The 26,184-nt window shown below is 60.6% G+C and carries 26 protein-coding genes; 10 read left to right on the top strand and 16 right to left on the bottom strand.

Annotation, left to right across the window (positions count from 1 at the left end; translation table 11 throughout):
• Positions 1–69: 69 nt before the first annotated feature.
• On the bottom strand, positions 70–345 hold the full coding sequence (locus QTL95_RS28940) for a BA14K family protein (RefSeq protein WP_442981318.1): 276 nt from the start codon (positions 343–345) through the stop codon (positions 70–72).
• A gap of 258 nt (positions 346–603) precedes the next feature.
• Here QTL95_RS28940 and QTL95_RS18515 point away from each other — a divergent pair, with 258 nt between their 5' ends.
• A complete protein-coding gene (locus QTL95_RS18515) occupies positions 604–1,125 on the top strand; it encodes a hypothetical protein (RefSeq protein WP_289721531.1) in 522 nt (173 codons plus the stop codon).
• Between the two features lie 10 nt (positions 1,126–1,135).
• Here the strand turns inward: QTL95_RS18515 and QTL95_RS18510 are convergent, their stop codons facing one another.
• Together QTL95_RS18510 and QTL95_RS18505 are read right to left on the bottom strand one after the other, a co-directional pair.
• Positions 1,136–1,369 carry a DUF6894 family protein gene (locus tag QTL95_RS18510; protein ID WP_289721382.1) on the bottom strand — a complete coding sequence of 78 codons (234 nt, stop codon included), beginning with the start codon at positions 1,367–1,369 and terminating at the stop codon, positions 1,136–1,138.
• Between the two features lie 92 nt (positions 1,370–1,461).
• Positions 1,462–2,136 carry a Crp/Fnr family transcriptional regulator gene (locus QTL95_RS18505; protein ID WP_289721381.1) on the bottom strand — a complete coding sequence of 225 codons (675 nt, stop codon included), beginning with the start codon at positions 2,134–2,136 and terminating at the stop codon, positions 1,462–1,464.
• 294 nt (positions 2,137–2,430) lie between these two features.
• Here QTL95_RS18505 and QTL95_RS18500 point away from each other — a divergent pair, with 294 nt between their 5' ends.
• Genes QTL95_RS18500 through QTL95_RS18490 form a run of 3 tightly spaced genes read left to right on the top strand, consistent with a single transcriptional unit; the run spans position 2,431 to position 4,919 of the window.
• Positions 2,431–3,294: a TIGR02587 family membrane protein gene (locus QTL95_RS18500; RefSeq protein ID WP_289721380.1), complete on the top strand. Its 864-nt coding sequence runs from the start codon at positions 2,431–2,433 to the stop codon at positions 3,292–3,294.
• 9 nt (positions 3,295–3,303) lie between these two features.
• Complete coding sequence (locus QTL95_RS18495; protein WP_289721379.1) at positions 3,304–3,708, top strand: hypothetical protein; 405 nt, start codon at positions 3,304–3,306, stop codon at positions 3,706–3,708.
• Between the two features lie 26 nt (positions 3,709–3,734).
• Positions 3,735–4,919 carry a low temperature requirement protein A gene (locus tag QTL95_RS18490; RefSeq protein ID WP_289721378.1) on the top strand — a complete coding sequence of 395 codons (1,185 nt, stop codon included), beginning with the start codon at positions 3,735–3,737 and terminating at the stop codon, positions 4,917–4,919.
• 58 nt (positions 4,920–4,977) lie between these two features.
• On the opposite strand, the gene QTL95_RS18485 is transcribed toward QTL95_RS18490, so the two are convergent.
• From QTL95_RS18485 to QTL95_RS18460, 6 genes are all read right to left on the bottom strand, one after another.
• Entirely contained in the window at positions 4,978–5,733 is a 756-nt protein-coding gene (locus QTL95_RS18485; protein ID WP_289721377.1) for an SDR family NAD(P)-dependent oxidoreductase, read from the bottom strand.
• A 167-nt stretch (positions 5,734–5,900) separates the two neighbouring features.
• Positions 5,901–6,842, bottom strand: a complete 942-nt coding sequence (locus QTL95_RS18480) for a LysR family transcriptional regulator (protein WP_289721376.1) — start codon at positions 6,840–6,842, stop codon at positions 5,901–5,903.
• Positions 6,843–7,101: 259 nt separating this feature from the next.
• Complete coding sequence (locus QTL95_RS18475; RefSeq protein WP_289721375.1) at positions 7,102–8,358, bottom strand: amidohydrolase family protein; 1,257 nt, start codon at positions 8,356–8,358, stop codon at positions 7,102–7,104.
• Positions 8,359–8,451: 93 nt separating this feature from the next.
• Positions 8,452–9,423, bottom strand: coding sequence for a 2-hydroxyacid dehydrogenase (locus QTL95_RS18470; RefSeq protein ID WP_289721374.1), 972 nt, complete (start codon positions 9,421–9,423; stop codon positions 8,452–8,454).
• Positions 9,424–9,449: 26 nt separating this feature from the next.
• Complete coding sequence (gene ggt, locus QTL95_RS18465) at positions 9,450–11,123, bottom strand: gamma-glutamyltransferase (RefSeq protein ID WP_289721373.1); 1,674 nt, start codon at positions 11,121–11,123, stop codon at positions 9,450–9,452.
• A gap of 58 nt (positions 11,124–11,181) precedes the next feature.
• Complete coding sequence (locus QTL95_RS18460; RefSeq protein ID WP_289721372.1) at positions 11,182–12,657, bottom strand: NAD(P)-binding domain-containing protein; 1,476 nt, start codon at positions 12,655–12,657, stop codon at positions 11,182–11,184.
• A gap of 350 nt (positions 12,658–13,007) precedes the next feature.
• Between QTL95_RS18460 and QTL95_RS18455 the strand changes: the two genes are divergently transcribed.
• Both QTL95_RS18455 and QTL95_RS18450 read left to right on the top strand, forming a co-directional pair.
• Positions 13,008–14,033: a questin oxidase family protein gene (locus QTL95_RS18455; RefSeq protein WP_289721371.1), complete on the top strand. Its 1,026-nt coding sequence runs from the start codon at positions 13,008–13,010 to the stop codon at positions 14,031–14,033.
• Between the two features lie 8 nt (positions 14,034–14,041).
• Complete coding sequence (locus QTL95_RS18450; protein WP_289721370.1) at positions 14,042–15,583, top strand: amidohydrolase family protein; 1,542 nt, start codon at positions 14,042–14,044, stop codon at positions 15,581–15,583.
• On the opposite strand, the gene QTL95_RS18445 is transcribed toward QTL95_RS18450, so the two are convergent.
• The 7 genes from QTL95_RS18445 to QTL95_RS18415 form a co-directional block, all read right to left on the bottom strand.
• Entirely contained in the window at positions 15,564–16,544 is a 981-nt protein-coding gene (locus QTL95_RS18445) for a LysR family transcriptional regulator (protein ID WP_289721369.1), read from the bottom strand. The two genes, QTL95_RS18450 and QTL95_RS18445, sit on opposite strands and share 20 nt — an antisense overlap.
• A 133-nt stretch (positions 16,545–16,677) precedes the next feature.
• Positions 16,678–18,258 (bottom strand): gamma-glutamyltransferase family protein, encoded by a 1,581-nt coding sequence (locus QTL95_RS18440; RefSeq protein WP_289721368.1) that lies wholly within the window; start codon positions 18,256–18,258, stop codon positions 16,678–16,680.
• Positions 18,259–18,274: 16 nt separating this feature from the next.
• Positions 18,275–19,429: an amidase gene (locus tag QTL95_RS18435; RefSeq protein WP_289721367.1), complete on the bottom strand. Its 1,155-nt coding sequence runs from the start codon at positions 19,427–19,429 to the stop codon at positions 18,275–18,277.
• A gap of 81 nt (positions 19,430–19,510) precedes the next feature.
• Positions 19,511–20,344, bottom strand: coding sequence for a creatininase family protein (locus QTL95_RS18430; protein WP_289721366.1), 834 nt, complete (start codon positions 20,342–20,344; stop codon positions 19,511–19,513).
• A 64-nt stretch (positions 20,345–20,408) separates the two neighbouring features.
• A complete protein-coding gene (gene hpxZ, locus QTL95_RS18425; RefSeq protein WP_289721365.1) occupies positions 20,409–20,828 on the bottom strand; it encodes an oxalurate catabolism protein HpxZ in 420 nt (139 codons plus the stop codon).
• Positions 20,829–20,841: 13 nt separating this feature from the next.
• Positions 20,842–21,624 (bottom strand): cysteine hydrolase family protein, encoded by a 783-nt coding sequence (locus tag QTL95_RS18420; protein ID WP_289721364.1) that lies wholly within the window; start codon positions 21,622–21,624, stop codon positions 20,842–20,844.
• A gap of 5 nt (positions 21,625–21,629) precedes the next feature.
• On the bottom strand, positions 21,630–22,052 hold the full coding sequence (locus QTL95_RS18415) for a cupin domain-containing protein (RefSeq protein ID WP_289721363.1): 423 nt from the start codon (positions 22,050–22,052) through the stop codon (positions 21,630–21,632).
• 157 nt (positions 22,053–22,209) lie between these two features.
• Between QTL95_RS18415 and QTL95_RS18410 the strand changes: the two genes are divergently transcribed.
• The 4 genes from QTL95_RS18410 to QTL95_RS18395 all read left to right on the top strand — a co-directional run bounded on the left by QTL95_RS18410 (position 22,210) and on the right by QTL95_RS18395 (position 26,183).
• Positions 22,210–23,130: a LysR family transcriptional regulator gene (locus QTL95_RS18410; protein WP_289721362.1), complete on the top strand. Its 921-nt coding sequence runs from the start codon at positions 22,210–22,212 to the stop codon at positions 23,128–23,130.
• A gap of 314 nt (positions 23,131–23,444) precedes the next feature.
• Complete coding sequence (locus QTL95_RS18405) at positions 23,445–24,209, top strand: ABC transporter ATP-binding protein (RefSeq protein ID WP_289721361.1); 765 nt, start codon at positions 23,445–23,447, stop codon at positions 24,207–24,209.
• A 30-nt stretch (positions 24,210–24,239) separates the two neighbouring features.
• The gene (locus QTL95_RS18400) at positions 24,240–25,265 is read left to right on the top strand and encodes an ABC transporter substrate-binding protein (RefSeq protein ID WP_289721360.1); all 1,026 of its coding nucleotides are present in this window, start codon (positions 24,240–24,242) and stop codon (positions 25,263–25,265) included.
• A 72-nt stretch (positions 25,266–25,337) separates the two neighbouring features.
• Positions 25,338–26,183, top strand: a complete 846-nt coding sequence (locus tag QTL95_RS18395; protein WP_289721359.1) for an ABC transporter permease — start codon at positions 25,338–25,340, stop codon at positions 26,181–26,183.
• Position 26,184: the final 1 nt, after the last annotated feature.

Here is a 26,184-nt window from a genome sequence, read left to right as displayed (position 1 = left end):
CGTCAAAGTTCCGATCAGAGGTGGCGATTTCCTTGAAATCAACGCATGCTCAGGACCGTGCGTGTCAGGTCAATGCGGAGAGCGACAAGCCGTGCGCGCTCCCGCTGGCGAGACAAAGGTATCCTCCGTCGGATCATAGGAGCGATATTGCGTGGCGCACCAGCGAATATGCTTGATCTCTGCCGGCGATAGCAGAAAGCCGTCGTTTCCCGGGTTTCGATCTTCCTGGACATACCCTGCTAGCGCCCCTTTCGCCTGAGATGGTTCAGGTCCGGACGAACCTATCCTGCTAAAGGCTTGGGCCTGTCCGCAAAGCACCGTTACCGCAGCCGATATGCAAAGCATCATGCAGAGGTTTCGCGTTTGCATTTTGATATCCTATCGCTTTGCAGCCAGGAGATAGGAGAAGGCGGCAACTATGCCGACCGCGGTTAGCGGCCTCCTGCGAACTGCGGCTTCGATGTCTTGCCAACGTGACCGCAAATCGGCCTTTACCCGCCTTGCGTCGCCTCGCTCCCTGTCGGCTGACTTAGAGACCTCCGGCCTGTCGCCGCCGAGCCTGTCAGCCTCTTTCCTGTCCGCACGACCGGACGGTACCGACGTATGCGCCGGCGAAACTGGATCGGATGCGGGAAACGTGCCTTCCAGCGCTTCATCGAGTTCGCCCTTTCGGGCCGCTTTGCGCTGTCGCGCCTGCTCATTGCGCATCGACTGAACGGCAGGCGAGTTGGCTTGGCTGGGCATCGGGTCGACTCCTGTTGTGGAATAGAAATCGTCCCTGGCCGCAAAAGTTCCGATGAGGCCGGCCGCACGGAAGATTTTCACCGCTGGATGGAGGGGGCGCGCTTCGTACGCTGGCTGACAATCGATTGCCTTCGCCCGCTCGCGGTTTACCTTGGACGGATGCTGAAAACGGAAAACCAACAGCCTCGCCGTCGTGATTCCACTAGCGCTGTAGAACGGCGTGAAAGGCTCGAGGCGACAACGCAGGTTGCGATGGCCACCATCAACGGTGAGGCGGAAGCGCGGCGGGCAAAAACAGAACGACTTCGTCTCGCCCGCGAGGCCGCCGTTTCACAAAAAAGACCCGACAGCGCCACGGCCGCTAAAGACAAAGCTGAATAGCGGGCGGTTCCTAGCCTAACTTAATAACGTCACGAAACGGAACGGTCGCGAGCAGATACCCGCTCGCGTCGGTTATTTCGAACCGGATGCCGTCGATCCGGCCATCGTGCAATATGAGTTCGGCGACCATCTCGCGCGCTGATTTTTTCGCTTCGCATCTTGCCGCCTCCAGTGATGGAAGATCAATGCCCTCCTCATCCATGTCGTAACTGTCCTCGGAACGCACATTGAAATAGAAAAGCATATCGACCTCCATCTGCTGACGAAACGACAGGCGATGGGCGCCAGTTCCATGGGAATGACAGTCATCTTGATATCAACGGAAAAGGTGGCGGCTCAGGCCCCGATCAGGCGCTCGAACTCGCGCTCGGGCAACCCGTAACAGCCGGCGGTAAAGCGCTCCAAACCCTTGCGATTTATGACCACGATCGATCCGCGGTTCGAACGGATGAGCTTGTGCCCCTCCAGAATATGCAGGGCGGTGGTGACGCTCGGTCTGCGGATGCCGAGGAGAAACGCAATGTACTCGTGTGTAATGCTCATCGTGTCGGATCGCACCCGGTCGTGACACATCAGAATCCACCGGGCGAGCCGCTCCTCGACACGAAACTTGGCATTGGCCAGCGCCGTATAGGAGACCTGAACCGCAAAGACATGCATGAACTTGATAAAGGGAACCTGAAGCGTGGAACTGCTCGTGGTGGCTTCTCGCATCCTGTCAACCGGTATGCGGTAACCGCTTCCGCCCACCTGCATCTCGATCAGATAAGGCACGACCGTATCGCCGATAATCGTCGATGTCGGGACGAAACCCTCGCGTCCGAACATACCGGCTTCGGACGTCTTGCCATCGGGCAGCATGCTCATGACCGCGCCGATACCGCTATCGGGAAAATAGATGTGCTCGAGTAACGTGTCGGGGCGCGCGATCGTGTAGCGCGTGGGCAGATCGATCTCCTCGAGGTGAGGGGCGAGCAATGCGAAATCGCTTTCCTGCAGCGATGCCAGCATTCGATTCGATATCTTGGTTCTGTCGGTTGGCACCATCCGCTCCCGCATCCGTCGCAGCCAGATGCGCAGCTTATTCGGTGCTCCGCGCCGCGCAAGGTGGTCTGTGATGGAAAGATGTCCTGCCGGGTCACCCGGGCGAGGGAGGTGGGGGCGCGTTCAATGTGCCGACCGCCCTTTTGCTTAGGTTGACCTCGACCCGGATATCTGCGGCGGAAAGTCCGTATCGGCATCATATTACTACCAATTTGAATAGGACCGGTCGCCTTTTGGCGGTTCGCAACTATCTCCCGATTCATGAGGTCATCAGCGTCTGCGGAAACATCGAAAGGTTGGGACGGTTCGCGGTTCGCGACGGGGATTGGGCGCGGATTTGCGGGGGCATTGATCTTCGCGCTGCCGATGTTCATGACGATGGAGATGTGGGAACTGGGTTTTTCAATGAACCGGCTCAGGCTGCTCCTGCTTCTCGTGCTGAATATCCCTTTGCTCATCATCCTTTCCGATCGGGTCGGCTTCGAGGAGACGACCTGCTGGCGTGATGCCGTGCGCGATGCGATGATTGCCTATGCGATCGGCATTCTCTCCAGCCTCGTCATCCTGTTCAGCGTCGCGGTTCTCAAGCTTGGGCAGCCGCTCTCTGAAATGGTGGGCAAGGTTGCCGTTCAATCTGTGCCGGCAAGCATCGGCGCCTTGTTGGGTCGCAGCCAGCTCAATGGCGATGTCGACGACAGTGGCGAAAGCGACGATCCGGTCCAGACGACGGTCTACGATTATGCCGGAGAGCTGTTCCTGATGGCGCTGGGCGCGCTCTTTCTTGGTCTGAACGTGGCGCCCACGGAGGAGATGATCCTGCTCTCCTACAAGATGACGCCGCTGCATGCGCTCGCCGTGGTCATCCTTTCCCTCGTCATCATGCATGGCTTCGTCTATGCCGTTTCCTTCAAGGGAGGGCACGAGATCGGCGACGAAGTCCCACGCTGGCATACCGTGCTCCGCTTCACCCTCCCGGGCTATGTCATCGCGCTTCTGGTGAGCGCCTACACGCTCTGGACCTTTCAGCGTTTCGACGATGCGGCCGTCTCGCAGATGCTTTTGACGACGATCGTGCTCGGTCTGCCATGTTCCATAGGCGCGGCTGCCGCGCGCCTGATCTTGTAGGGAGCCGCGATGTCCCGCAAAAAGACCGTAGCCGATGCTTCGCCCCATGTCGTGGAATGGGTTGTCGGGTTTATGAGTACGCTCCTCGTTGTCGCCATGATAGGCTTTATCGGCTTTGAGGTGTTCAGCGAGGAAGGAGGGCCGCCTCGGCTCGCCGTTTCCATGTTGGATCAGCGTTCCAAGGCAGCGCCGAACGAACTCCTTTTCGAAATCGCCAACTCGGCCGACACCACCGCGGCGGCCGTCGTCGTGCGCGGTGAACTTCACATCCGCGGGAGCGCCGATGTGGAAACATCGGAGGCACAATTCGATTATGTGCCGGCCCATTCGAAGGCGCGTGGCGCGCTTATTTTCTCGACGCCCGTGGAAGGTGAAAACGTCGCCATCCGGGTTGTTGGCTATGCCGATCCATGAAATCCAGCCTGAAGGAACAGCAATCGATGAGCAATGCCAACCGCAGGCGCCGGTGGATCCGCGAAGAAGGGGCGGAAAAGTCCAAGGCGAGCTTTCCGGAACTGTTCTTCGATCTGGTCTTCGTCTTCGCGCTGGTCCAGCTCTCTCATACACTTGCTTCCGATTTCACGTCAGCGACGGTGGGCGAGGCGGCATTGCTGATCCTGGCGGTCTGGTGGGTCTGGATTAATACCACGTGGGTGACCAACCTTCTGGATACGGAGCGCGAGGCCGTGCGCCATATGCTCTTCATTCTGATGTTCGCCGGCATTCTCCTGGCGATCGCCTTGCCCGAGGCATTCGGGGAGCATGCGATGGCCTTCGCCGCGATCTATGCCGCGATGCAGATCGGCCGCTCGCTTTTCACGGCTTACGCATTTCTCGGCACCGATCGGGGGAGTGCCCTGGCGTTCATGCGCATCAGCATCTGGATGGTCGCGACGGGCATCCTTTGGCTTCTCGGTGCGCTGGCGGATTTCGAGGGGCGAATTGTCCTCTGGGGATTGGCCATTGCCGTCGAATATGCCGTGCCGCTGATCCGCTACTGGATGCCGGGGCTGGGGGCGGCGCCCAAGGAGACGCTGAGCCTTGCCGGTGAGCACATGGCCGAACGCTGCGCCCTGTTCGTCATCATCTGTCTCGGTGAGACGATCCTGACCACCGGGCGCAACGCCGTCGAGCACATGGGCAGCGGCACGACCTTCGCGGTCTTCTGCAGCGCCTTCATGAGTACGGTCATCATGTGGTGGATCTACTTTCACCACGGGCAGGAAAAGGCCGCCGAGAAAGCGGAAAGCACCGGCACACCGGAAGCCGTCGCCCACAACCTCTTCACCTACGGTCACCTCCCGATCGTCGCCGGCATCATCCTCACCGCAGTCGGGGAGGATTTCGCGCTGTCTCACAGCGAAGACAGGGGCGAGGCGACGCATATCGCCGCCATCCTCGGTGGGCCGGCCCTGTTCCTGCTTGGCAATATATGGGTGAAGGTCAGCGCCGGAAGCCGGTTCCCGCTATCGCATGTCATCGGCCTTTGTCTGTTGGCCGGGATATCGGCAGCAAGCCTTGCGCTGCCGAATTATGCAATCAGCCTGTGCGCGACGGCCGCGCTGCTGGTTGCCGCCGCATGGGAGTATGTGGCGCTTCACCGGATGTCTTCGACCATGGAGTGAAGCGCGCCTCGCTGGATTTCCGTGAAAGGGAGCGGGTGTCAGCCACTCCGCTCTCCGATCACACCTGAGCCTGGCCGCCATCGGCGAAGAGCTCGGCGCCGTTGACGAAGCTCGAATCGTCCGAAGCGAGGAAGAGGGTCGCCTTGGCGATTTCCTCGGCTTCGCCGACGCGGCCGAGCGGGATACGCGAGGCGAGGTAGTCGAGCAGGCCCTGCTGCTGCTCTTTGTCGTCGCCGGCAAGTTCCACGAGGCCGGGTGTGCGCGTCGCGCCGGGCGAGACGACGTTGACGCGGATGCCGGTCCCCTTGAGGTCGAGCGCCCACGAGCGGGCCAGGTTGCGGACGGCAGCCTTGGAGGCGGAGTAGACCGAGAAAGCCGCAGTGCCTTCGGTGCCGGCGGTCGAGCCGGTCAGCACGACCGACGAGCCCTTGCCCAAGAGAGGAAGCGCCTTCTGCACCGTGAAGATGACAGCCTTGACGTTGCGACCGAAGGTGTCGTCGATCTGTTCCTCGGTGATCTGGCCGAGCGGGAGCATGCTGCCGCCGCCGGCATTGACGACAAGGGCGTCAAGACGCCCGTGTTCCGCCTTTACCTGTGCGAACAGCTTGTCGAGATCATCGTTGCTTGCGGAATCGGCCTGCACTCCGACGGCGCCATGGCCGATCTCGGCAACCGCCTTGTCGAGCGCATCCTTGCGCCGGCCGGTGATGTACACACGCGCGCCTTCGGCGGCAAAGAGCTTGGCGGTCGAAAGGCCGATGCCGCTGGTTGCGCCGGTGACGACGGCGACCTTGTTTTCAAGTCTGTTGGTCATCTTACTCTCCTGATGCTGGGCGCGCGAAAGGGTTCAGCCCGAATGCGCTGCCTGTTGAAGATCTGAAACTATTCGGGAGGTGGCGTTGGTCTTTTGCTTCGTCGCCGTCCGATATCGAGAAGTTAGTTCGTCAGGCCCTCGGCGAGAAGTCGCCCCGCGTGGAGACACTATCCATCCGTATGGACGGTCTCCCTCAAGCCACTCCGCTTGGCATCCACTGCTTCGAATACCCTTGCGGCCCAATCCGCAAAGGCGCGCAGCCGAGGGTTTGGAAATCGAGCGGCCGGGTAGACCAGGTGCAAGGGGTGATTGTCCGGCTTCCAGTCGGGCAGCAGTTCGACCAGCGCCCCGCTTTGGACATGAGGTCTTGCAAGGAAGCCGAAGCTCTGACCAATCCCGAGCCCCGCAAGCAGTGCGTTCAGATGCGCGGTGCTTTCGTTGACCGAAATCCCGCTGGAGGCGGGAACATACTCGTTTCGCTCGTCGCCGCGCCCGAACCGCAACGGAAACCTCTTTCCGGATGATGCCGAGAAATAGCTGACGACCCGATGGGCCCGGATATCGTCAGGTTGCTTCGGCAACTCTCGGCCATCCAGATAGGCGGGCGACGCGCAAAGGACGTAATCCAACTCACATAGCTTCCGAGCCTTCATTGACGAGTCTAGGAGCGATCCGCCACGGATGACGCAATCGATCCCTTCGCCGATGAGGTCGGCGGAGCGATCGCTGACGCCGAGCATGAGATCGATATCAGGATATTGGCGCTGAAAGTCTGAGAGCAAAGGTATGAGGATCTGATTTGCCAGCACGGAGCCGATATCGACGCGGAGCCTCCCCCTGGGCGTGCTGCGAGAGCCGGCGACGGTGTCGTCCATGTCGTCGAGATCGGCAAGAAGTCGAAGCGCGCGCTCGTGGTAGGCGGCGCCTTCGGTCGTCATCGTGACCGACCGCGTCGTGCGTTCCACGAGCTTTGTCCCAAGATGCTGTTCGAGATCCTGCACGAGCTTGCTCACGGAGGATCGGGGCAGATTCATTGTGTCCGCAGCCTTTGCGAAGGAGCCGGCTTCGGCGACGCGGACAAAAGTGCGTATGGCGAGTATCTGATCCACGGGAGCCCCCGGCTAGCAATTCCGGGAGTGCGAGACGGTTTCCGTCCGGAATTGCGTGAAAACAAAAGGATAGGGCTGTTCCGCGATTCGAAAGAAAAGCCGAACTGCTCTCAAACATCTATACCGAACCGGCGACCGAAATCATGCGGCTTCTTGTTCGATCTGCGCAGGGTTACGGCCACGACTGTTCGTGGATGACGGACCAGCCGCAGCAGGAACGAGATGGGGCAGGCTACGGGCTCGAAGCGATCGATGACGATCACGGAATCGACCTCTGGTCTGGCTTGCAGATACGAGGATCGCCATTGTGAAAGCTTTGGCGACCGGCTTTCCAGCCGGCCACAACCCGGCCGATCTCGCGCACCGCAGCTTTCGGTCCCGATGTATCGACGAGAATGAGCGTTGCCTCGCCACCCAGGTGAAGGCCGTACGGCGCTCCGAGCTGGCGGGCTGCCGATTCTCCGATCATTTCGAATACGCCGGCGATATCCGCGTCGCGAGAGAGCTGCGCCACATTGGCGTAGAGATTAGCCATCCTGACAAGCGACGCATCGCCGTAAGGGGTGAACGGGTTCATGACGTTGTTGGTGGCAAGCGAGGTTACAACTCCACGGCGCGCCAGGAGATGGGCCGGGGCGATACCGCGCGGCACCAGCCGATCGTGCCCGCGCCCCGTGAGAAAAAGGTCCGTCGCCGGGAGCACGGTGAGCGCGATGCCGGCTGCCGCCAGCCTGTCTCCAACATCCAATATCTCGGCCGGCGCCATGGCCGACAGGTTTGTGACATGGCCGATCGTGACCCGGCCCTGCCAGCCGTGGCGCTCCGTCGCCGCGATCACAGCCGGCAGATCGCTATGCTGGGGATCGAGATCGAAATCGAGATGGAAATCGACGGAAACCCCGTGCCTGACGGCTAGCTCGAATATCATGTCGACATGCCGGGCGGGATCGGGATCCGTATAGGGACAACCGCCGACGAGGTCCGCGCCTTCCGCAAGGGCCTTGTCCAGCATCTCCAGAGTTTGCGGCTCGTTTGTCAGGCCGTCCTGCGCGAAAGCGCAAATCTCGATATCCATGGCGAAAGCGTAGTCGGCCTTGATGCGCTTGATCGCAGCGAAAGAACGGTATCCGGCGCGTGGATCGATCTCCACGAAGGTGCGCATGCGTATGGTGCCATGCGAGATCGCCCTTTCGACCACGCGCGCGGCACGCTCGTAGACATCGGCCTCCGTGAAATTCGCCTTCGCTGCGGCGGTCTCGCGCACGGCTTCGGAAAGGGTTCCTTCGCAAATCGTGCAGCGATCAAGGATGCAGGCTTTGTCCAGATGAACATGCGTGTCGACAAACCCTGCGAAAGCGAAGGCGCCACCGCCGTCAAAATTCTCTACGGCCTCGCAACTGAGCGTGGACCCGATCGCCGCGATACGGCCTCCGTGCACCCCGATGTCGACGGGCGCTCCATATTCCTCGATCCGAACATTGCGGATAATAAGATCGAACGTGCTTTCCGTCTTCATAAAAGAGTTCCTTTGTCCGGCAATGGCACTGCGGCCGGTCCTTGCCAGGCATCCGGCTACCGGCGTGAAACTGATAATCCCAACGATAAGGTGCTAGACGACCCGGTCTCCCTCTGCGATCGCCTCTCCCTTCGCTACCGACACGATGTTGCGAAAGATTCGCTGCAGCGTCGGTGCAAAAGTGTCGGCTGCAACGGCCGCGATGTGCGGTGTCAGGACAAGATTATCAATCGGCCGAAGCAGGGGGCTGTCGGCCGGGAGAGGTTCCTGTTCGAACACATCGACTGCTGCTGCGGCTATGATCCGGTTTTCCAGCGCCCAGATCAGGTCCTTCTCGACGACGATGCCGCCTCGCGCGACATTCACCAGCACGGCGCTCGGCTTCATCTTGGAGAAGGCCGCACGGTCGATCAGATTTGCGGTTTCGCTTGTCAGCGGGCAGTTCAGAGAGATGAGATCAGCGGTCTCCAGGATTTGGTCGAGGCTTGCATATGCTGCTTTTAGTTCCCGCTCGCGCTCTGGGACAAGGCGGGAGCGCTGGCTGTATAAAATGGTGCACCCGAAACCCTGAAGCAGCTTGGCAAACGCCTGCCCGATTGCGCCAAAGCCGATGATCCCGACGGTCTTGCCGGTTAGAATAAACGTCTTGTTCGGTAGCTTTCCGGGGCCGCGCCATTCACCGTTTTTCAGATTGGCATTGCCGTAGGCCAGACCTCGAAGAGCCGCGATCGCCGAGCCCAGCGCGAACTCGGCCACGGGCACGGCGTTACTGCCGGGTGTCCGGGCAACCATGATGCCCAACTCTCGCGCCGAAGCGATATCGATGTTGTCTACTCCAACACCGGACTTGTGCAGCAGCCTGAGCTTCGTGGCGGCACGCAGCACCTCGCCCGTGACGGCGACCTGGCCGGCGATCGCGTAATCCGCGTCCCGGATTATCTCTTTCAGATAGTCCGTGCCTTCCGCGACACCGTGAACAAATGTCATGCCTTCTGGCACATGAGGCAGGATCTCATTCGCGCGCTCTTGCGATGTCTTGTCCAAAAGAACGATTTTTTCCGACAACTTGGCCTCTTCCGACACTATGAGATCTAAATGTTGAACGTTACACCCGCTGCCGCAAGGCCGCCGGAGATGGCCACAGGCGTGCCGTCTGCGCGCCAGCAGGCAGCGCCGGTCAGCGATCCATCCGGGTTGAAGCCGATCGCGTTCATGCCGCCTGCGATCCGCGCCGAACGCGCGATCCTGTGTCCCCGGCTCTGCAGTTCGTTCGCGATTTCATCGGGGAAGGCGGGTTCCAACTCCAGCGCTCCGCCATTCGTCCAGACACGCGGCGCCTCGACCGCATCCTGTATCGACATGCCATGATCGATGATGTTGACGATGGCCTGCATCGCGGAAGGGAATATCCGCAAAGCTCCGGGAAGTCCCAGCGCGAACGCCATGTGATCGTCTTTCAGCACCATCATCGGCGCCATGGAGGTAAAGACGCGTTTCCCCGGCGCAATCGACAGAGCCCGCCCTTCATGGGGATCGAAATTGTACATGTAATTGTTGAGGATCATTCCGGTGCCCGGAATGCGCACGCAGGCGCCGAACAGGCCGTTGATAGTCTGCGTGGTGGAGACAACGTTGCCCATCGCGTCGGCGACCGTGATGTGTGTCGTATTGACGGATTCATTGGCAAAGACCTTTGCCTCCCAGCTTTGCGCGGAATTCATATCGATCGCTGCACGGCGCTCGGCGGCATAGTCCTTCGATATCAGGCGCTCGACGGGGACGTCGACGAAATCCGGGTCCGCGGTCGACATGCTGCGGTCGGCAAAGGCGATCTTAAGCACCTCGGCGAGCAGATGGATGCAGTCGGCTGAACCAAATCCCATGCCTCGCAGATCATAGCCTTCCAGAATGTTGAGCATCTGCGTGATGTGAACGCCGGCCGAGGAGGGCGGTGGGGGGCCGACCACATCATAGCCCCGATAGGATCCGCGAACAGGTGCCCGGTCGATTACCCGATAGGTGTCAAGATCCTTCTGGCTGATGTAGCCGCCTTCAGCCCGCATGAACGATGTCAGGGCATCGCCGAGCGGACCGGTATAAAGCGCCGCCGGCCCCAAGCGAGCGATGAGCTTCAGGCTTTCGGCATATTCCCGTTGCACAAGTCTTTCGCCGGCCTTCATCGGGGAGCCATTCGGGATGAACAGATCGGCAAGGCCTGAATCCCCCGCGAGGTCAGCGACACAGTCTCCGATACAGCTGTTCAGATAGGGGGTTACGATGAACCCGCGCTCGGCGTATCGGATTGCCGGAGAAACGACGTCCTCCAGCGACATGGTTCCGAACCGTGCCAGCGCGTCGCACCAGCCGGCGAGACTTCCCGGGACAGCACCGGCTCTGACGCCCAGTAGATTTTCGCGCCCCCGCGTCTCCCGCATGGTATCCAGTTCGTCCGAGAGACACTCGTACATATTGGGATGAGCCGTGAGCGGAGCGGTCCCGAGGCTGTCGATAATGTGATGCTTGCCGCCGGAGAGCCGGATGTGCTGGATGCCGCCGCCCAGAACGCCGATCATCATGGGCTCCACGACGGTAAGCGCGAAAAGTGAAGCGATCGCGGCATCGATCGCGTTGCCGCCGGCAAGCATGATTTCCGTCCCTGCCGCCGAAGCAAGCGGGTGATTGGTCACCACCATCCCTTGCGAGCCGATCGCCGGCTTCTTGATTGATGCGAACGGCGTCGGCAAAGACTGGGTTGCGATATGCATGGTCGTTCGAGACCCCTCACCAATGTTGCTTAACAGGCCCTACGGAAACGGCCGCCTATCACGGCGCGGCGGCGTCAAGCTCGCCCTCGGCCGGCAGGCCGAGCATCAAGCGAACATGCGGCGGAAACGTGATCGCCGGCGTCGTGAAGCCCGCAAAGAAATCAATGAGATTGTCCTCCTGCTCCTTGAACAGAAAGCCTGTGACCGCGCTTACGACACGCGGCACGGCATATTTCATGGCGCTGATCGAAACCGCCCCCGCAATTCCCATGCTCATAGCGGCGAGTGCGTTATAGGCGAAGATGCGATCGATTCCGGGCGCGATTCCGGGTTCCCTTTCGATGAATTGATAGTTCGCACTCAGATAGGGGAAGTTCAACCGCCCGAGGCCCTCGCTATCCGGAGGCGTGAAGCGATGCTTCCACAAGGCGGCGTTCGCTGAGATCTTGCGCAGTTCCGGCCGGAGGTCCATGTCGACGGTCACGCCGGTCGCCGCAAACACGTGATCGAAGCGGAAGGTCTTCTCGCCGGTCTTCACCAGGATATCGTCGCCATCAAGCCCGATCTCGTCCCAACCGGCGTTTACATGGATGAAGAAGTTCGGAAAGCTGCACGCCTTGAAGAAATGATGATCGGCGGGAGATTGACGCAGCCCGGCGCGAAAGCCCGCAAGGTCCCACTTCATCCGATCGGGAATTTCGTGGCTGTGGTTGAGATGGCCGGCGGTTTCACCTTCCCGCACGATGTCGATCATCGGCAGCCGCGGACCGCGCAGGCACATGTCGACACGGCTGGCGCCCGCCGTCAACGCGGCAACGGCAATATCGAATGCGGCGGCGCCGCTCCCCAATATGCCGACGTTCTTGTTCTTGAGCTTGGTCTCGTCAAAGATGTCGCTCGAATGATTGTACCGTTCGCGCGGAAGGCTGTTCTTGATACTATCAGGCACGCGCCAGGCGCCGCCGCCATCCATCCCGGTTGCGAGCACTACCAGCCTGGCGCGGAGCGTTTCCCCATCGGCAAGCGATACGCTCACGCCTTGTGCGTCGTAGTCGATATCCACGACCTTGGCATTGTTGCGGATCGGCAGGTTTACCACCGACCGGTACCATTGAAGGTAATCCAGCCATTCCAAACGGGGTATGCGCTTTATCTCGTTCCAGGCCTGGCGGCTGTACTTGGCCTCATAGAAGCTTTGGATGGACAGGCTCGGCAATCCGAGTTCGGTGCCGGTAATGTCCTTCGGCGAGCGAATCTCGTAGTTGCGCGCGAAAGTGCTCCAAACGCCTTCCTTGCCTTCCGGGCTGCTATCGAGGATCAGAATATTGCCGACCCCTCGCCGTTGCAGGGCATGGCCAACCGCCAAGCCGCTTTGCCCGGCGCCGATAATAAGGACGTCCAAGATCTGCTTGCCGCTTTCGTCGAAGCGTGGCTCGACCCAGGGCTTTGTCGCATAGTCCATCATCTTGAGGTCGGCCTGCACGCGCTCGGCCAGTTCCTGCAAGGCGTCTTTTGAAGCGGTCGCGAATTTCATCTTCATCCTTCAATTTCAAACATAGAGTCGGAGAGAAGGGGACGCCCGGACGAAAGCTGCTGCCAGTATTCCCGCGATAGAGTGACTAACGCGCAAAGCCGATATCGAGAAAGCGTCGAATTGTGTTCGACCTGTTGCCGAATGCAGAACGCGTTGGAACCGCTTCAGAGGTATTTTGGCATCGAGTCGTTGCGCGTTGGGCAACGGGCCGGAAAGTCGTCGTCTAATTATTTGAAAAACATGATTTATTCGTTGCTCTCGTCGGTGTTGTGCGGCGCGGCGGCCTAGATTGCTTTTGAAGCCGTAGCGGCTATCGTTGTCGCAAAATCGAATGAACGAGGGAACAGGTGATGCCTCAGTCGGCGCTCGACACCATCATGAATGAAATGCCGAACTATAGTTTCGAGTTCACCAAGACCTTCGCCAATCACGCCCCCATGGTGCTGGTCGCACTCGATCGGATCGGCGGTTCCGCCGATCGTCTGCAGGCGTTCTTCGAGCACTATCGCGACTACAAGGAATTGCTTCCGGTTCCCCCGGTCGTCCGTGCGATCGATGCCACGAATTGGAGAGCAGCCCTTGGCGAACGAAGCCGGGAAGCGGATTTGAACCTGTTCTTCAAAGCCGAGGTGGACCGCCTCGGCGCGGAAGCGGCGATCCGGCACTATCTCCCGTCACTGGCGGCGGGCGTCGGGGCGAGCGCCTTTCATGCCCTGATGCGTCTTGCCTACGGACTTATCCGCAAGAGCGATACGGAAATCGCCCTCGCGCTGGCTTACTGGACCGCCACCTATCTGCCGCTGCCGTCCCCTGGTAAAAGCCCGTCCATGACCAGGGAGCCGGCTGTCGTTCTGGAGAAGGTTGCAGCCATCGAAAGCCTTCGGGGGCTACCTTTGCACGAACTGCTGTGGCTCAACATGGCCGAATCCGGCCGCTGCGCCGACTTCGTGCCGGTTGTCGATTGGCTCGAGATAGATGACAGGACGCTGGAACGCATGGCGTCCGCGGCCATCGTGCTTTTCGCGGCAACGATGGACTTCTGTGCGCTGCATGCCGTCACCGGCGTTCACTGGATGCGCGTCGTCCTTCCCTACTGTGAAGAGCCGCAGCATATGCTGCGATCGTTCTGGCAGTGCATCGCTGCATTGATGGGGGAAATGCAGTTTCCCCTTATGCCCGATCCGCAGGATGTCGAGAAATGGAGGGCGCTGCCCGTACCCGACTGGGAAACGATCAAGGCGGCGGCCGCCGCGTCCTACGACGAACACGATATCAGCCTCGTGTTTTCGGCCAATGAGGAGATGAAGATCTACGGCGACCCGCTTTATCAGCTTGCTGCCGCGCGTCGCGTCGGCCTCGTCGCCAGTTATACGTGAGCGCGGACATGGATTGCATCATCGAAGCGGGCGTCGTCTTCTGCGGATTGAACGCCGACGGCACGCCGAGTTTGAGACACGACGCCGCCATCCGCATTCACAACGGCAGGATTGCCCACATCGGCGCGGTTGAAGCCGTGGTCGCGGGCAATGCTCATCTGCCTCGACATGGCGGCGCCGGTTTCGTTGCCATGCCCGGGCTCGTCAATGGCCACCATCATTTCGGCCTCACGCCACTGATGATGGGCGTGCCTTTCGCACCGCTGGAACTTTGGTTGCCGCAGTTTCGTGGTATGCGCTCGATCGGACCACGCCTTGATACGCTGTATTCCGCCATCGAGATGCTGGAAAGCGGAACCACGACGGTCCACCATATCGCGAGCGGGCTTACGGGCGATCCGGAAAACTGGCGGGCGGCGACCGATGAAGTCCTTGGTGCCTATCAGCAGATAGGCATGCGCGCGGGCTATTCCTTCATGATGCGCGACCGGAACATCCTCACCTATGAAAATGATGCGGAGGTGCTCAAAAGCCTGCCGGCGGACCTGGCTGAAATCGTCGCTGCGGGCTTGAAGCCGGCGCAGGTGCCGACGCGCGACTACATGACGTTTTTCCGAGAGACGCGCGAGCGGTGGACCGGCACGGGTCGCGGCAGGCTTAGGTTCAATCTTGCTCCCGCCAACCTGCACTGGTGCAGCGACGAGAGTCTTCAGCTTATCTTCGAGACCGCGCGCACTCACGGCGCGCAAGTGCACATGCATTTGCTCGAGACGCGCCGTCAGGCGGAATTCGCACAGGCTCGCTACGGACACAGCGCGGTGGAGCATCTTGCCGCGCTTGAATGCCTGGGTCCCGAACTGACGCTCGGGCACGGCAACTGGATGACGCGCCGTGATCTCGATCTCGTGGCCGATTGCGGTTGCTCGATCTGCCACAATGCGAGCTCGGGCCTCCGTCTCGGCAGCGGGATTGCCCCTGTCAACGAGATGCGCCGACGGAATATCCCGGTCGCGCTCGGTATCGACCAATCAAACGTCGCCGATGACAGGGATATGTTGCTGGAGATGAAGCTCGTCTGGGCTCTCCATCGTGAGACCGGCATGTGGAACGACAGGCCCGACGCCGGTGCGGTGCTGCGGATGGCGACCGAGCACGGTGCGCGAACGGCAGGCTTCGGCGAAACGGTTGGACGCCTCGAACCGGGGTTTGCCGGCGACGTGGTTCTGCTGGACAGAACACGGCTGGAACGTCCGTTCGTCGATCGGCGGGTGCCGATCAGCGAAACCATCCTGCATCGCGGCAGTCGGTCCGCGGTCGACAAGGTTTTCATCGATGGCGAGATGGTCGTGGAGAATGGCCGCGTTTGCCGCATCGATCGTGATACCGTTCTCGATGAAATCGCTGCCCGGTTAAAGGCACCGGAAACGGCGCCTGAGCGGCAGGCGCGGATGACGGTCGAGACACTCATGCCTTATCTGGAGGCGTTTCATCAGCGGCACACGCCGCCGGACGCCTCCGCCTCTTATCGCTTCAATGCGATGAATGACTAGCCGCGGACGCTTCGTGCGCCTCCTGAATGCTGTTCACGATATGGTTGATGCGTTGTTCGAACTCAGGGAGCGCCGAGCGGATATATTGAAGAATGACCGAGGTCGAGACATCGCCGGTCTGCTGCGCATTCGTGTAGACATTCAGACTCGCCTTGCGCTTCAGGTCCATCTGCTTGACGAATACGAGTTGCTTGCGCTCCAGGTCCGAAAGAATGCCGACCGGTGAGCGCATGCCTATCCCGAGGCCGGTCTTTACCAACGTGGTCAGTACGTCCGAGGCGTTTGTGTTTATGAACTGCCGCCGAACGGACGAAGGCTTCAGCCGCGAGTGGAAACCCACGACATCGTCCTTTATTTCGGAGCGCTCTATCATCAGCTCATTGGCTAGATCCGCCTCCGTCAGGGTGGAGCGCCCCGCAAGAGGGTGGTCTGTATGCATGATGATGCCCAGCGGCACGTCGATGGAGGCCGACGTCAGGACCGTTGATTGATGGCCGCTTCCCATCGCAAGGCCGATATCGACCTCGCCGGATTCGACGCGGCCTATGATTTCCGGTCCGGTCGTGACTTCCAGAGAGATGGTCACACGATCGTATTTCCGGTGAAAATCGCGGAGAACAGACGGCAGAAAGTCCTTGGCAATGCCGTCTTCGGCGGCAAGCCTGATATGCCCGAGCTTCAGCCCCCTCAGATCATCGATCTGTCCGATCGCTCGTTCAAGATCGCGCTCCATATTCCTGGCGTAGTGATAGAGAATTTCGCCGGCACTTGTCAGCTGCACGCCATCGGCGAGACGGTTGAAGAGCTTGCAGCGCAACTGCTCTTCCAGTTTCAATATCTGCCTGTTGACAGCCGACGGAGCGATATTGAGCGCCTCCGCGGCCTGCCGCATCGATTTCTTGCGCACCGTCTCCGTGAAATAGCGAAGTGCGATAATGTGAACGTGCATGAAGCTGAGCATGAGTGTCCCTGGCTGACGTTGCGCGTGGCCGGTTCTGCGCGAAAGGCTTCGCGTTATTAACACGGCGCGTGCCTGAGCGTACAAGAAATGGCGGCCGCGTGAGCCGTGCCGGCATGGAGACCGTTCGTCGCCGTTACAATGCCGCCCCATCCGAACGCGGATCGCTCGCGGCTTCGCAAAGGCCGTCAGCATGAAGAACCACAGCGCCGGCATGACCGCATAGATCCGAGTACGGCGCGATCATTTCGATGTCGTGACCGGCTGCCGCGAGCTTGTCGATGAGCGCCGCAGGGAACCGATCTTCCAGTTTCAGATTGGTACTGCTCGCCCCCCAAGTCCGCCCAAGCAGCCAGCGGGGCGCCGTGACGGCCTGCTGCAGGGGCATGCCGAAACGGGCGTAGCGCGTGAAAATCGCCGCTTGCGTCTGGGGCTGGCCTTCGCCGCCCATTGTCCCGTACGCCATGATACGGCCATCGGAGAGATAGGCCAGAGCCGGGTTGAGCGTGTGGAAGGGCCGTTTCCCGGGCTGAAGCTGGTTTGGTCCCGGCTGAAGCGAAAAACCGGCGCCGCGGTTTTGAAAGAAGACACCCGTCTCCGGGCAGGTGAGGCCGGAGCCAAACTCCCAATAGACGCTCTGGATAAAGCTGACGACATTGCCGTAGCGATCCGCGGCGCCCATCCAGATCGTGTCTCCCTCGGCCGGCTTGTGCGGCCAGGGGAGGGCACGCGTCATGTCGATCTTGGCTGCCATGGCATTGAGCACACCATCGTCCAGCCATGACTGCGCATCGTCTGCCATGGTGCCGGGATCGCCAAGATCGCTGTTGCGCCGGATAAAGGCCTGCTTGGTCGCTTCGATCAGGCCGTGGACATGCTCGTAGCTTTCGCCCGTTTCGACCGCGAGACGGTCGAAGAGCCCCAGAATCATCAGCGAGGCGACGCCTTGCGTCGGAGGCGTCATGTTGAAGAGCTTGCCCTGGCGCGTCGCAACCTGCAACGGCGTCACTTCGCGTGCGCCGTAGGTCCGGAAATCGTCGCGGCGAAGCGGGCTGCCGTACCTTTCCAGGAACGCCGCGTGCACCTGTGCGGTGTCGCCTTCGTAATAGCTTCGCAGGCCATCCCGCCCCAGGCGCTCAAGCGTGTCCGCGAGCGATGCCTGCCGGAGCCTGGCACCGGGCTTGGGAACGGCGCCGTCATCGAGAAACGTTTTCGAAAATCCGGGCACGTCGGAGAGTTCGTGAAGCTTCTCGGCCGTGCAATTGGATTGGTTGAGCGTCACGGCAATGCCGTCGCGCGCCTTTGTCACCGCTGCGGAAAGCAGTTCCGAAACGGACAGGCGATCTGGCCGCTCCACCAGCGAGAGCGCCATTTCCCACCCGCCGATCGTGCCGGGCACCGTCAGCGCGGCCTCTGACCCTCGGGCCGGGATCGATTGGGTATGGCCGCGCGCGGCGTACCATTCCGGCGTAGCCAGGCCGGCGGCCTGGCCGCAGGCGGAAATGCCGGTCAGAGGTTTGCCCGGCCTGTGAACCAGCCAGAAGCCGTCGCCGCCGATCCCATTCATGTGAGGATAGACGACAGCGATCATTGCCGCTGCCGCAACCATCGCCTCCATCGCCGTTCCGCCCTCGTCAAGGATCCGGCGACCGGCATAGGTTGCTTCCCGATGCGGCGCGGTAAGCGTTCCGTTGAAGGCGAGGCTGGTCTGAAGCATGGAATTATCTGTCCATTTACTGGGAGATGAAAAGCGGGGCCGCCTTGGCAAGAAGATCGTCGCTGCCCGGTGGTCCGACGAGCGACAGGCCTATGGGCGCGCCTTCCTCGTGGGCAACGGGAACGCTGAGCTGCGGCAAACCGGCGTGGCCGGCAAGCGAGGTCAGGCTGAGCGCGCGATTGCGATACGGCTCCAGCTCGGACTGCGGCGTATCAAGCAGCGGGGCCGGTCCGGGCGCCGTCGGATAGACAAGGATCGTCCCCTCCGGCAGAAGCTCCGTGAGCCTGGCCCGGAGGCCGTCGCGATATGCTTGCGCGGCCTTAAATTCGGCTGCCGTGATCCGGCTCGCCATTGCAAAGCGCTCCTTGATTCCAGGGCCGAAGTCGGGTTGACGGGCGGTTATCCAAGGTCCGAAATGCCGCCAGATTTCGTAGCCCTGGTGGATGCGGAAAGCGGCAAGGCAAGCATCGGCGCCGCCGTCAGGGAGAATGGGTGCGCGTCTGTAGGCAAGATCGGGCAACGCGCCTCTCAACAGCGCCGCGGTCTCCGGCACGGCCAGCGCCCATATGTCCTGCGGCGCCCAGAAGGACATTGCAGGAGTTGTCGAGGCGGAATCGGCAAACACGGAGACAAGCCGCGACATCAATGCCAGATCGCGGGTGAAGAAGCCGGCCACGTCGTAGCTTTCAGCGAGCGGCACCATGCCCCGCGGGGCGATGAGGCCATGGGTCGGCCGCCAGCCGAAGAGGCCGCAGAAGGAGGCGGGCAGCCGCACGGAGCCGCCGGTGTCCGTACCGAGGCCGATATCGACCAAATGGTCAGCCGTCGCTGACGCGGAACCGGAGGACGAGCCGCCGGGTACGCGATCAGGCGCGGCCGGATTGATTGGCACGCCGTAGCGAGCATTCAGCCCCATCAAGCTGTAGGCCAGTTCGTCCATCTGTGTCTTGCCGACGAGGGAAGCCCCGTTGGCAAGCAGCGTCTCGACCACTGCTGCATGCGCCGCGGCAGCGGATTGATCCGCGCCATACTCGGGGTTGCCGGCGCCGGTGATCGTCCCCTCGATATCGAAATTGTCCTTCACGCCGACGGTGAGGCCACTCAGCGGACCCGCCGAGGTGGGTGGGATCGGTTCGCTGAAAGGCAGGACAAAGGCGTTGCAGGTGTTCATGATCGATGTTCCGGCTTGCAGTGGAGGAACCAGGGCAGGTAGCGGGCCGCTACCTGCCCTGGTACGCGGAAAGAGGCTGGACTAGTCCACCCTGACGTTCGGCGCGTAATCAGGCCCCGGCTTCAGCCGCGACAACGGATAGGAGATCACTTCGCCGATCAGCTTTATCAACTTGTCAGCGGCGCGTTCAACCGAAATCCGCCCTCGTTCGGCGTCGGCCGCCAGCGCGTTGCCGCAGGCGCCCTTCGGATTTATGTCCTGCATCTGCCAGCCAAACCCGACGGCTCCACCCTCCGACATCAGCAGATCGTATTCCTTTTCAAGAACCTGCGAGAGCGCCGGGAAATCCTCGGCAAGCGACATGTCGACGAGATCAGGGTGCAGGTACCGCATGACGCTGGTCTCGACCTCGCCGGCGTGAATCCCGTGTTTGCGTTCCTCCGGATCAAACAGACCCGACAGATCGGCGAAGCGCGACCATTGCGAGGAGACCGCGAACATGCCGAGGTTGATGCGCAACTGGCGGCAGACGATTTCCATCACCTGCGGCTGGCCGCCATGTGAATTGACAAAGAGGACCTTGCGGACGCCCGCGCAGTAGACACTCTCGCAGACCTCGTACCAAAGCCGGCCGAGCGTCTCCGCCGAAAGCGTCAATGTGCCGGGATAGGCGGAATGCTCGTTGGATTTCCCGATTGCCATGGTCGGCAGGATCAGAGCGGGGAAGTCGTCGGCCATTCGCTCGACCGCGTGTCTCATGATGCCTTCGTTGATGGCCGCATCGACGCGCACGGGCAGATGTGGGCCATGCTGCTCGACGGCGCCGACAGGCAGGACGGCAACGATCTTGCTCATGTCGAGCGTTCGGAAGTCTTCAGCGGAGAGATCCCACCACCAATGCGATTTCAGCTTCATTTTATTCTTTCCAAGTGGACGGCCATGCCGGTTGGTTTTGAGGAAACAAGAGGCGCCAAGGCCCTTAGCGATCGGTATTCATCAGCGACACATGAGCCGCGGCGATGCGCCAGCCTTCGCGTGTTCGCAACCACGTCTGGCTCTGGCGGCCACGCGTGCCGGTGGCAGGGCGGACGAACTCCAGGTTACACGTCGCGAAGTCCTGGCCGTAGGTCGTGATCACGCGCCGCAGCACTTCCCGTTGCGGCGAGCCACCGCTGCGGCCGATGCGAAAGGAACGGATTTCGTCGATGCCGTAGAGGTTTTCGCTCACGCCATATCGAAGCGTGGATGGCGATGCCCAGAACAGTTGATCGAGGGTATCCAGGTCGTTGCTCATCAGAGCCTGCTCGTAGGCGTCGCAAACGCGAGTGAGTTCCGCGACAACCGAGGGCAGATTCAGCTCTTCGGCTGGTTGAGCAGAACCGCTTGACTGGTTGGACATATGATGTCTTCCTTCATTTCAACTGGTCGGAAATGTCCGTCGATGCGCAGACGAAGCCAAAGCATTGCCGAACATTGTAGAGGCTGGCCTGCGCGCAGAAATCCGGGGATGTGGTCGCCGAGCAATCGTCGAGCAGAAGGCAGTCGTAGCCGCGGAAATTCGCATCCTGCAAAGTGCACAGCACGCATTGGTCGAGGTTCACGCCCGCAAACAGCAGCGTGGTCACATTCAGGTTCCGCAGTACGCTGTCCAGCACCGTGTCGTGAAAGCCGGACATGCTGTATTTGTCGACATGGATGTCATCGGCTGCGGGACCAAGCTCGTCGACGATTGCCGTCGACCAACTGCCGGCGAGAAGCACGCGTGCATCGTGTCTTGGAAGCGGATCGCCGATGCCGTTGCCGTTTCCGTAGGGGTTGTAGACATGAAGGACGCCAGGCGAAAGATTGGCGCGATCGGCACGGTTTCCCCAGTTGACCCAGATGACTGGAACGCCTGCGGTTCTCAGCGTCGGCAGCAATGCCCTCAGCGGCTCGATCGGCTTGCGGGCAGCACTTATGTCTACGCCGATATGCGCCAGCCAGCCATCCGCATGACAGAAGTCGTTCTGCATGTCGACGATCACGAGCGCGGTTCGCGCCAGGTCGAAACGCACTTTCCGGCCACCGTCGATAACCGTAACGGGATGCGCTTGCGATGATTGACGCACCATGTCGACGCTTTCGCGCGAGACGGTCCACTGGTTTCGGGACGAGGCGCCAAGCGGCGTCGTGCCGTTGTTTTCCGTGTCCACCATGGCGGTCATCGACCTTGAAGGATTCGAATGTCGTCCTCGTCGAGCGTCACGCGCTCGCCGCTGCGAATGAGCTCCGAGAAGTCCTGGTTCGGCGTCATCACGGTCAGGGTGTAGAGTTTGCCCTTGCCGGTGTTCCTGACGATGTGAACGCTGCCGGGATTGAGCAGGAACGCATCCCCCTTGCCGATCGTCATTTCCTCGCCGTCGCTCGAAGCGACGCCCTCGCCATGCAGGACATAGAAGAATTCGTGGGCGGCGGAATGGCTGTTGGGGGGCGTGGCGCCGCCGACATTGAATATCTCGATCACGAAGATCGCATCTGTCGTAGCCTTCGCGGGATCGAAGAGGATAGCGAAATAATTGCTGTCATTGGGCGAGATTCGAAAGGCTTCGGCGGATCGGGCATTTTCGAATGAATAGCTTTTCATCAGGCGTGCTTTCTGTGTTGCGGCATGATTCGCCAGCGAGCCGCGTGGAATTCCCGGCTTGAAGGTCGTTTCACCCCAAGGTTAGATGCGCGCTCGTACAAGAAAAGCGTTTTAATTCGTCATGTGCGTTGCCTTTTCGGCAACGAGAAGGAAGAACATGCTACATGGGCGGCTGCTGAATTACCTCGACGAAGTGGCCCGGAGCGGGTCGATCCGGAAGGCCGCGGAGCGGCTCAACGTTGCGCCGTCGGCGGTCAGTCGTCAGATTCTCTATCTTGAGGAGGGGCTGGGAACGCCGCTGTTTCAGCGTGGCCCGCGGAAGCTTGTGTTGACCGCCGCCGGCGAAATCATCATTCGGCATGTGCGCGGAACATTGAAGGATATGGATCGGGCACAGGCGCAGATCGAGGAGTTGAAAGGGCTGCGCCGCGGAGAGATCACGATTGCGGTGATGAGCGGGCTCGCCGCCAACCTTGTTCCGCGTTGCGTCGCCGACTTTCAGCAGAAAAACCCGCGCGTCAAGGTGAACATCAGGCTCCTGGCGACGGGCGACGACATCATGTCCGCGGTCGCCTCCGAAGAGGTGGAGCTGGGTATTGGCTTTGATTTTCCCTCTCGTCCCAAGATTCGTGTGCTCAACGGCGCCATAGGGCGGCTCGGGGCGGTCATGGCGCCGGATCATCCGCTGGCCGGCAGATCGATTCTGCGTGTCAGCGATTGTCTGGGGTATAGACTGATTGTTGCGGATGAGACGATGGCAATTCGTCCCTACCTCGATCAGATGTTCGCAAAGGCCAAGCTCGAACCGGAGTTTTCGATCGAAACCAACTCGATCGAAGTCATGCGTCACACCGCGATGATGGATGGCAGCATTACCTTCCTCACGCCGTTCGACATCGAGTTCGAGCAACATCTCGGGCGCCTTGTCTATGTGCCCATGCAGGAACTGTCCCACCATACGCAACGGCTGATGCTCGTCAGTCACGACAAGGCGCTCGGTGCGTTGACCGGTGTCTTCATCGAGAATCTGCGATCGCTCATCGAGCGTGCGACGGGCTCGATAGAACAGGCGACCTAATGTAGTCGGGAAGCATATGAGTACATCGCCAGTCGTACTGTTGCCGTTTGCGCAACGCATTGTCCGTTCGAATGCTGCTTGTGTTGGCCGGAGCCGTGTGCAAGTTTTTGGTCAACCGGAGCCGACGAAACACCGAGGAACGCTGCAGATCGCCGAGAGGCGCGTAACGCGGTAGACGGCGGAAATCCACGATAAAGAGTTCCAAGAATGGAACCGCTGGGGGAGGAAAGCCCATTTTGCCGGATGCCGGCAGAAAGGTCTTTCTCGTGAATAATCCTGATGTCGGACACGGCCTGTCGGCCCGCGGCGTTGGTATGATCTACAGACGCGGCAAGCAGAGCACGATCGCGCTTACCGATTGCAATCTGGAAGTTCCGCGCGGTAGCTGGACATCTCTTATCGGTGCATCCGGCTGCGGCAAGTCGACGTTGCTGCGAATATTCGCCGATATCGTCAAGCCGACGCACGGCCAGGCGAGACTGCATGGCCTGTCGCCGGCGGAGGCTAGGGCAGCGCGAACCTATGCTTTCGTATCCCAGCAGTCGACCATGCTGCCGTGGCGAAAGATGGCTGACAATGTCGGGCTGGGCCTTGAGGTCGCCGGTGTCGCAAAGGGAGAACGCACGCGTCTGATCGCCGAAGCGATGGAACTGGTGGGTCTGACGGGCTTCGAGAAAGCCTTCCCCTCCGAACTGTCGGGCGGAATGAGGCAGCGCGCCGCCATCGCGCGCGCACTGACCTTGAAGCCACGCTTTCTGCTGATGGACGAACCCTTCGGCGCGCTCGACGAACTGACGCGCGACAAGCTGAATTTCGAACTCTTGCGCATTCTGCAGGAAACCTCGGCGACGCTTCTGCTGGTCACGCATTCGATCAGCGAAGCGGTCATCCTGTCGGATCAGGTGGCGGTCATGACGCCGCGACCGGGCCGCATCACCAAGATCATCGATATCGGCTTTGGCCGCGACCGGACGATCGCCATGCGCGACGATCCGCGGTTCGCGGTCTACGAGGCAGAACTGCGCCATGCCCTTCATGGTGATCCGGCGGTCGTCGCTGGACAGCGCCGAACCGCTTAACTCAAAAAACCGCAACCGGAGACGAATTGAATGCCCAAGTCCATACACGCATGCCTGAAGAGAACCCTGTTTGCCGTCGGCGCTTCCGTACTGCCACTGCTCGGCGCGGTGCCGGCATCGAACGCGGCCGAACTGAAGCATGTGACAGTCGTGCTGAGCTATATTCCCAACGTTGAGAACTTCGGCACCATCTACGCCAACGCAAAGGGCTACTTCAAGGAAGCCGGCCTGGAGGTCGAGATCGTACCGGGTACCAGCGGTATCGACGGTATTCAGATGATCTCGTCCGGCACGGCGCAGATCGCGATGGTCGATGCAGCCAACGTGTTATCCGCCGAAGGCCGGGGAGAACACCTGAAGGTTATCGGCGCCCGCTTTCAGATGAACCCGCAGGCAATGACCTGCCGGAAGGATTCCGGTGTTACGGATGCCCATATGGTGAAAGGCAAGCGCCTAGCGATCAAGCAGACCGCGACGCGTCAGGCCGATGTCTTTCTCTCCAAGCTGGGCCTTACCACCAAGGACATGGAGACATTGAGCGTCGGCGGCAGCGATATCTCCGCCATCATCGCCGGGCGCGTGGATTGCCTGTATTCCACCTTCGCGTTCAACGAACCTCGTCTCATCGAAGGTGCCGGCGTACCCGTCAACGTGTTGCCGCTGGGCGAATACGGTCTGAACAGCCAGCCCGGCGCCATCACGGTCACCGAGAAATACCTGAACGAGAACAAGGATGTGCTCACGGCCTATCTGACAGCCGAAAGCAAGGCGTGGGCCGAGTTTTTCAAGGATCCCGCCGCCGCCGCGAAGTTCATCGTGGAAGGAGGCTTCAACGATGGGCTCGATCTCGAGCAGCAGACATACCAGGCCGAACGCCAGGTCAGCTTCATGACCAGCGAGACGACCAAGGAAAAGGGAATCCTCTACCTCGAGCCGAAGGTCTGGCAGGAAACGGCCGCCAATTCGTTCGCCGCCAAGAGCACGCCCAGCCTCATCGATCCCTCGCAGTTCCTGACGACCGAAATTCTCGACAAGATCGATCGTCCGAAGCTCTGACCACCGCATCGGCGGGGCGCCCCCCACGCTCCGCTGACACTTTCTGCTTGATGACACAGGTGCAATTCCACGATGACAGACGCCGCGCTGGACACTCAGAAGCCTCCCGCCAGGGCCATTTTTTCAAATCTGCCGACGGCTTCCGCGGTTCTGGCCGCTTTTGTCGCGGCGACGCCGCCCGTCGTATTTCTGATCGTTCTGGTGGTGCTGTGGTCGTGGGGCTCGGCGAAAGGGATCGTGCCGTTCTATATCATACCGGGTCCGGAGCAGGTCGCCGCGGAGTTCATGGCCAACAAGGCGGTGCTGCTGAAGCATGCGACACGCACGACGCTTGAAGCGCTCGCCGGTTTTTCCGTCGGCAATATCGTCGCAGTTGTGATGGCGATATTATTGACCTGGTCGCGACCGATGAAGGAGACATTCTATCCCTTCGCCCTGCTGACGCGTGCGGTCCCGGTCATCGTTTTCACGCCCCTCATCGTCGTGATGCTCGGACGCGGGCTGCCACCCATCATCTTCACCGTCGCGCTCACGGTCTATTTCCCGACTTTTCTGAATATGATCCGGGGATTGCGTTCCGCGGACGCGGAGTATCATGAAACGCTGCATACTCTTTCGGCGACACGGCTGCAGCGGCTTTGGCTGGTCGATTTTCCGTCATCCATGCCATATCTGTTCGCGGCGTTGAAGATCAGCGCGTCCGGCGCGTTCATCTCGGCGCTCGTCGCGGAATGGATCGGTTCCAATCTCGGGCTTGGTTATCTTGTCGTCGTCTCCGGCCAATATTTCAAGCTGGCCACCCTTTGGGCCGCGATTTTCACGGCGGCGTTTCTTACGCTTGCGCTTCTGGGCATAGTCACCCTGATGGAAGCGCTTCTTGGTCGCTGGACCGCTGCCGCCGAAGATGTGGGAGGCTGAC

Source organism: Rhizobium sp. S152 (assembly GCF_030380735.1).
Taxonomy (GTDB): Bacteria; Pseudomonadota; Alphaproteobacteria; order Rhizobiales; family Rhizobiaceae; genus Rhizobium.
This window is presented reverse-complemented; position numbering and strand designations above follow the sequence as displayed.

Bases quoted from the DNA above. Each gene is read 5' to 3' on its own strand.
- ggt (WP_289721373.1), bottom strand. From the start codon at position 11,123: ATGCATATCGCAACCCAGTCTTTGCCGACGCCGTTCGCATCAATCAAG.
- QTL95_RS18495 (WP_289721379.1), top strand. From the start codon at position 3,304: ATGTCCCGCAAAAAGACCGTAGCCGATGCTTCGCCCCATGTCGTGGAA.
- QTL95_RS18400 (WP_289721360.1), top strand. From the start codon at position 24,240: ATGCCCAAGTCCATACACGCATGCCTGAAGAGAACCCTGTTTGCCGTC.
- QTL95_RS18410 (WP_289721362.1), top strand. From the start codon at position 22,210: ATGCTACATGGGCGGCTGCTGAATTACCTCGACGAAGTGGCCCGGAGC.
- QTL95_RS18490 (WP_289721378.1), top strand. From the start codon at position 3,735: ATGAGCAATGCCAACCGCAGGCGCCGGTGGATCCGCGAAGAAGGGGCG.
- QTL95_RS18445 (WP_289721369.1), bottom strand. From the start codon at position 16,544: ATGCTCAGCTTCATGCACGTTCACATTATCGCACTTCGCTATTTCACG.
- QTL95_RS18505 (WP_289721381.1), bottom strand. From the start codon at position 2,136: ATGCTGGCATCGCTGCAGGAAAGCGATTTCGCATTGCTCGCCCCTCAC.
- QTL95_RS18415 (WP_289721363.1), bottom strand. From the start codon at position 22,052: ATGAAAAGCTATTCATTCGAAAATGCCCGATCCGCCGAAGCCTTTCGA.
- QTL95_RS18430 (WP_289721366.1), bottom strand. From the start codon at position 20,344: ATGAAGCTGAAATCGCATTGGTGGTGGGATCTCTCCGCTGAAGACTTC.
- QTL95_RS18455 (WP_289721371.1), top strand. From the start codon at position 13,008: ATGCCTCAGTCGGCGCTCGACACCATCATGAATGAAATGCCGAACTAT.
- QTL95_RS18395 (WP_289721359.1), top strand. From the start codon at position 25,338: ATGACAGACGCCGCGCTGGACACTCAGAAGCCTCCCGCCAGGGCCATT.
- hpxZ (WP_289721365.1), bottom strand. From the start codon at position 20,828: ATGTCCAACCAGTCAAGCGGTTCTGCTCAACCAGCCGAAGAGCTGAAT.
- QTL95_RS18485 (WP_289721377.1), bottom strand. From the start codon at position 5,733: ATGACCAACAGACTTGAAAACAAGGTCGCCGTCGTCACCGGCGCAACC.
- QTL95_RS18440 (WP_289721368.1), bottom strand. From the start codon at position 18,258: ATGCTTCAGACCAGCCTCGCCTTCAACGGAACGCTTACCGCGCCGCAT.
- QTL95_RS18420 (WP_289721364.1), bottom strand. From the start codon at position 21,624: ATGGTGGACACGGAAAACAACGGCACGACGCCGCTTGGCGCCTCGTCC.
- QTL95_RS28940 (WP_442981318.1), bottom strand. From the start codon at position 345: ATGCTTTGCATATCGGCTGCGGTAACGGTGCTTTGCGGACAGGCCCAA.
- QTL95_RS18515 (WP_289721531.1), top strand. From the start codon at position 604: ATGCGCCGGCGAAACTGGATCGGATGCGGGAAACGTGCCTTCCAGCGC.
- QTL95_RS18450 (WP_289721370.1), top strand. From the start codon at position 14,042: ATGGATTGCATCATCGAAGCGGGCGTCGTCTTCTGCGGATTGAACGCC.
- QTL95_RS18460 (WP_289721372.1), bottom strand. From the start codon at position 12,657: ATGAAATTCGCGACCGCTTCAAAAGACGCCTTGCAGGAACTGGCCGAG.
- QTL95_RS18405 (WP_289721361.1), top strand. From the start codon at position 23,445: ATGATCTACAGACGCGGCAAGCAGAGCACGATCGCGCTTACCGATTGC.
- QTL95_RS18475 (WP_289721375.1), bottom strand. From the start codon at position 8,358: ATGAAGACGGAAAGCACGTTCGATCTTATTATCCGCAATGTTCGGATC.
- QTL95_RS18510 (WP_289721382.1), bottom strand. From the start codon at position 1,369: ATGCTTTTCTATTTCAATGTGCGTTCCGAGGACAGTTACGACATGGAT.
- QTL95_RS18435 (WP_289721367.1), bottom strand. From the start codon at position 19,429: ATGAACACCTGCAACGCCTTTGTCCTGCCTTTCAGCGAACCGATCCCA.
- QTL95_RS18500 (WP_289721380.1), top strand. From the start codon at position 2,431: ATGAGGTCATCAGCGTCTGCGGAAACATCGAAAGGTTGGGACGGTTCG.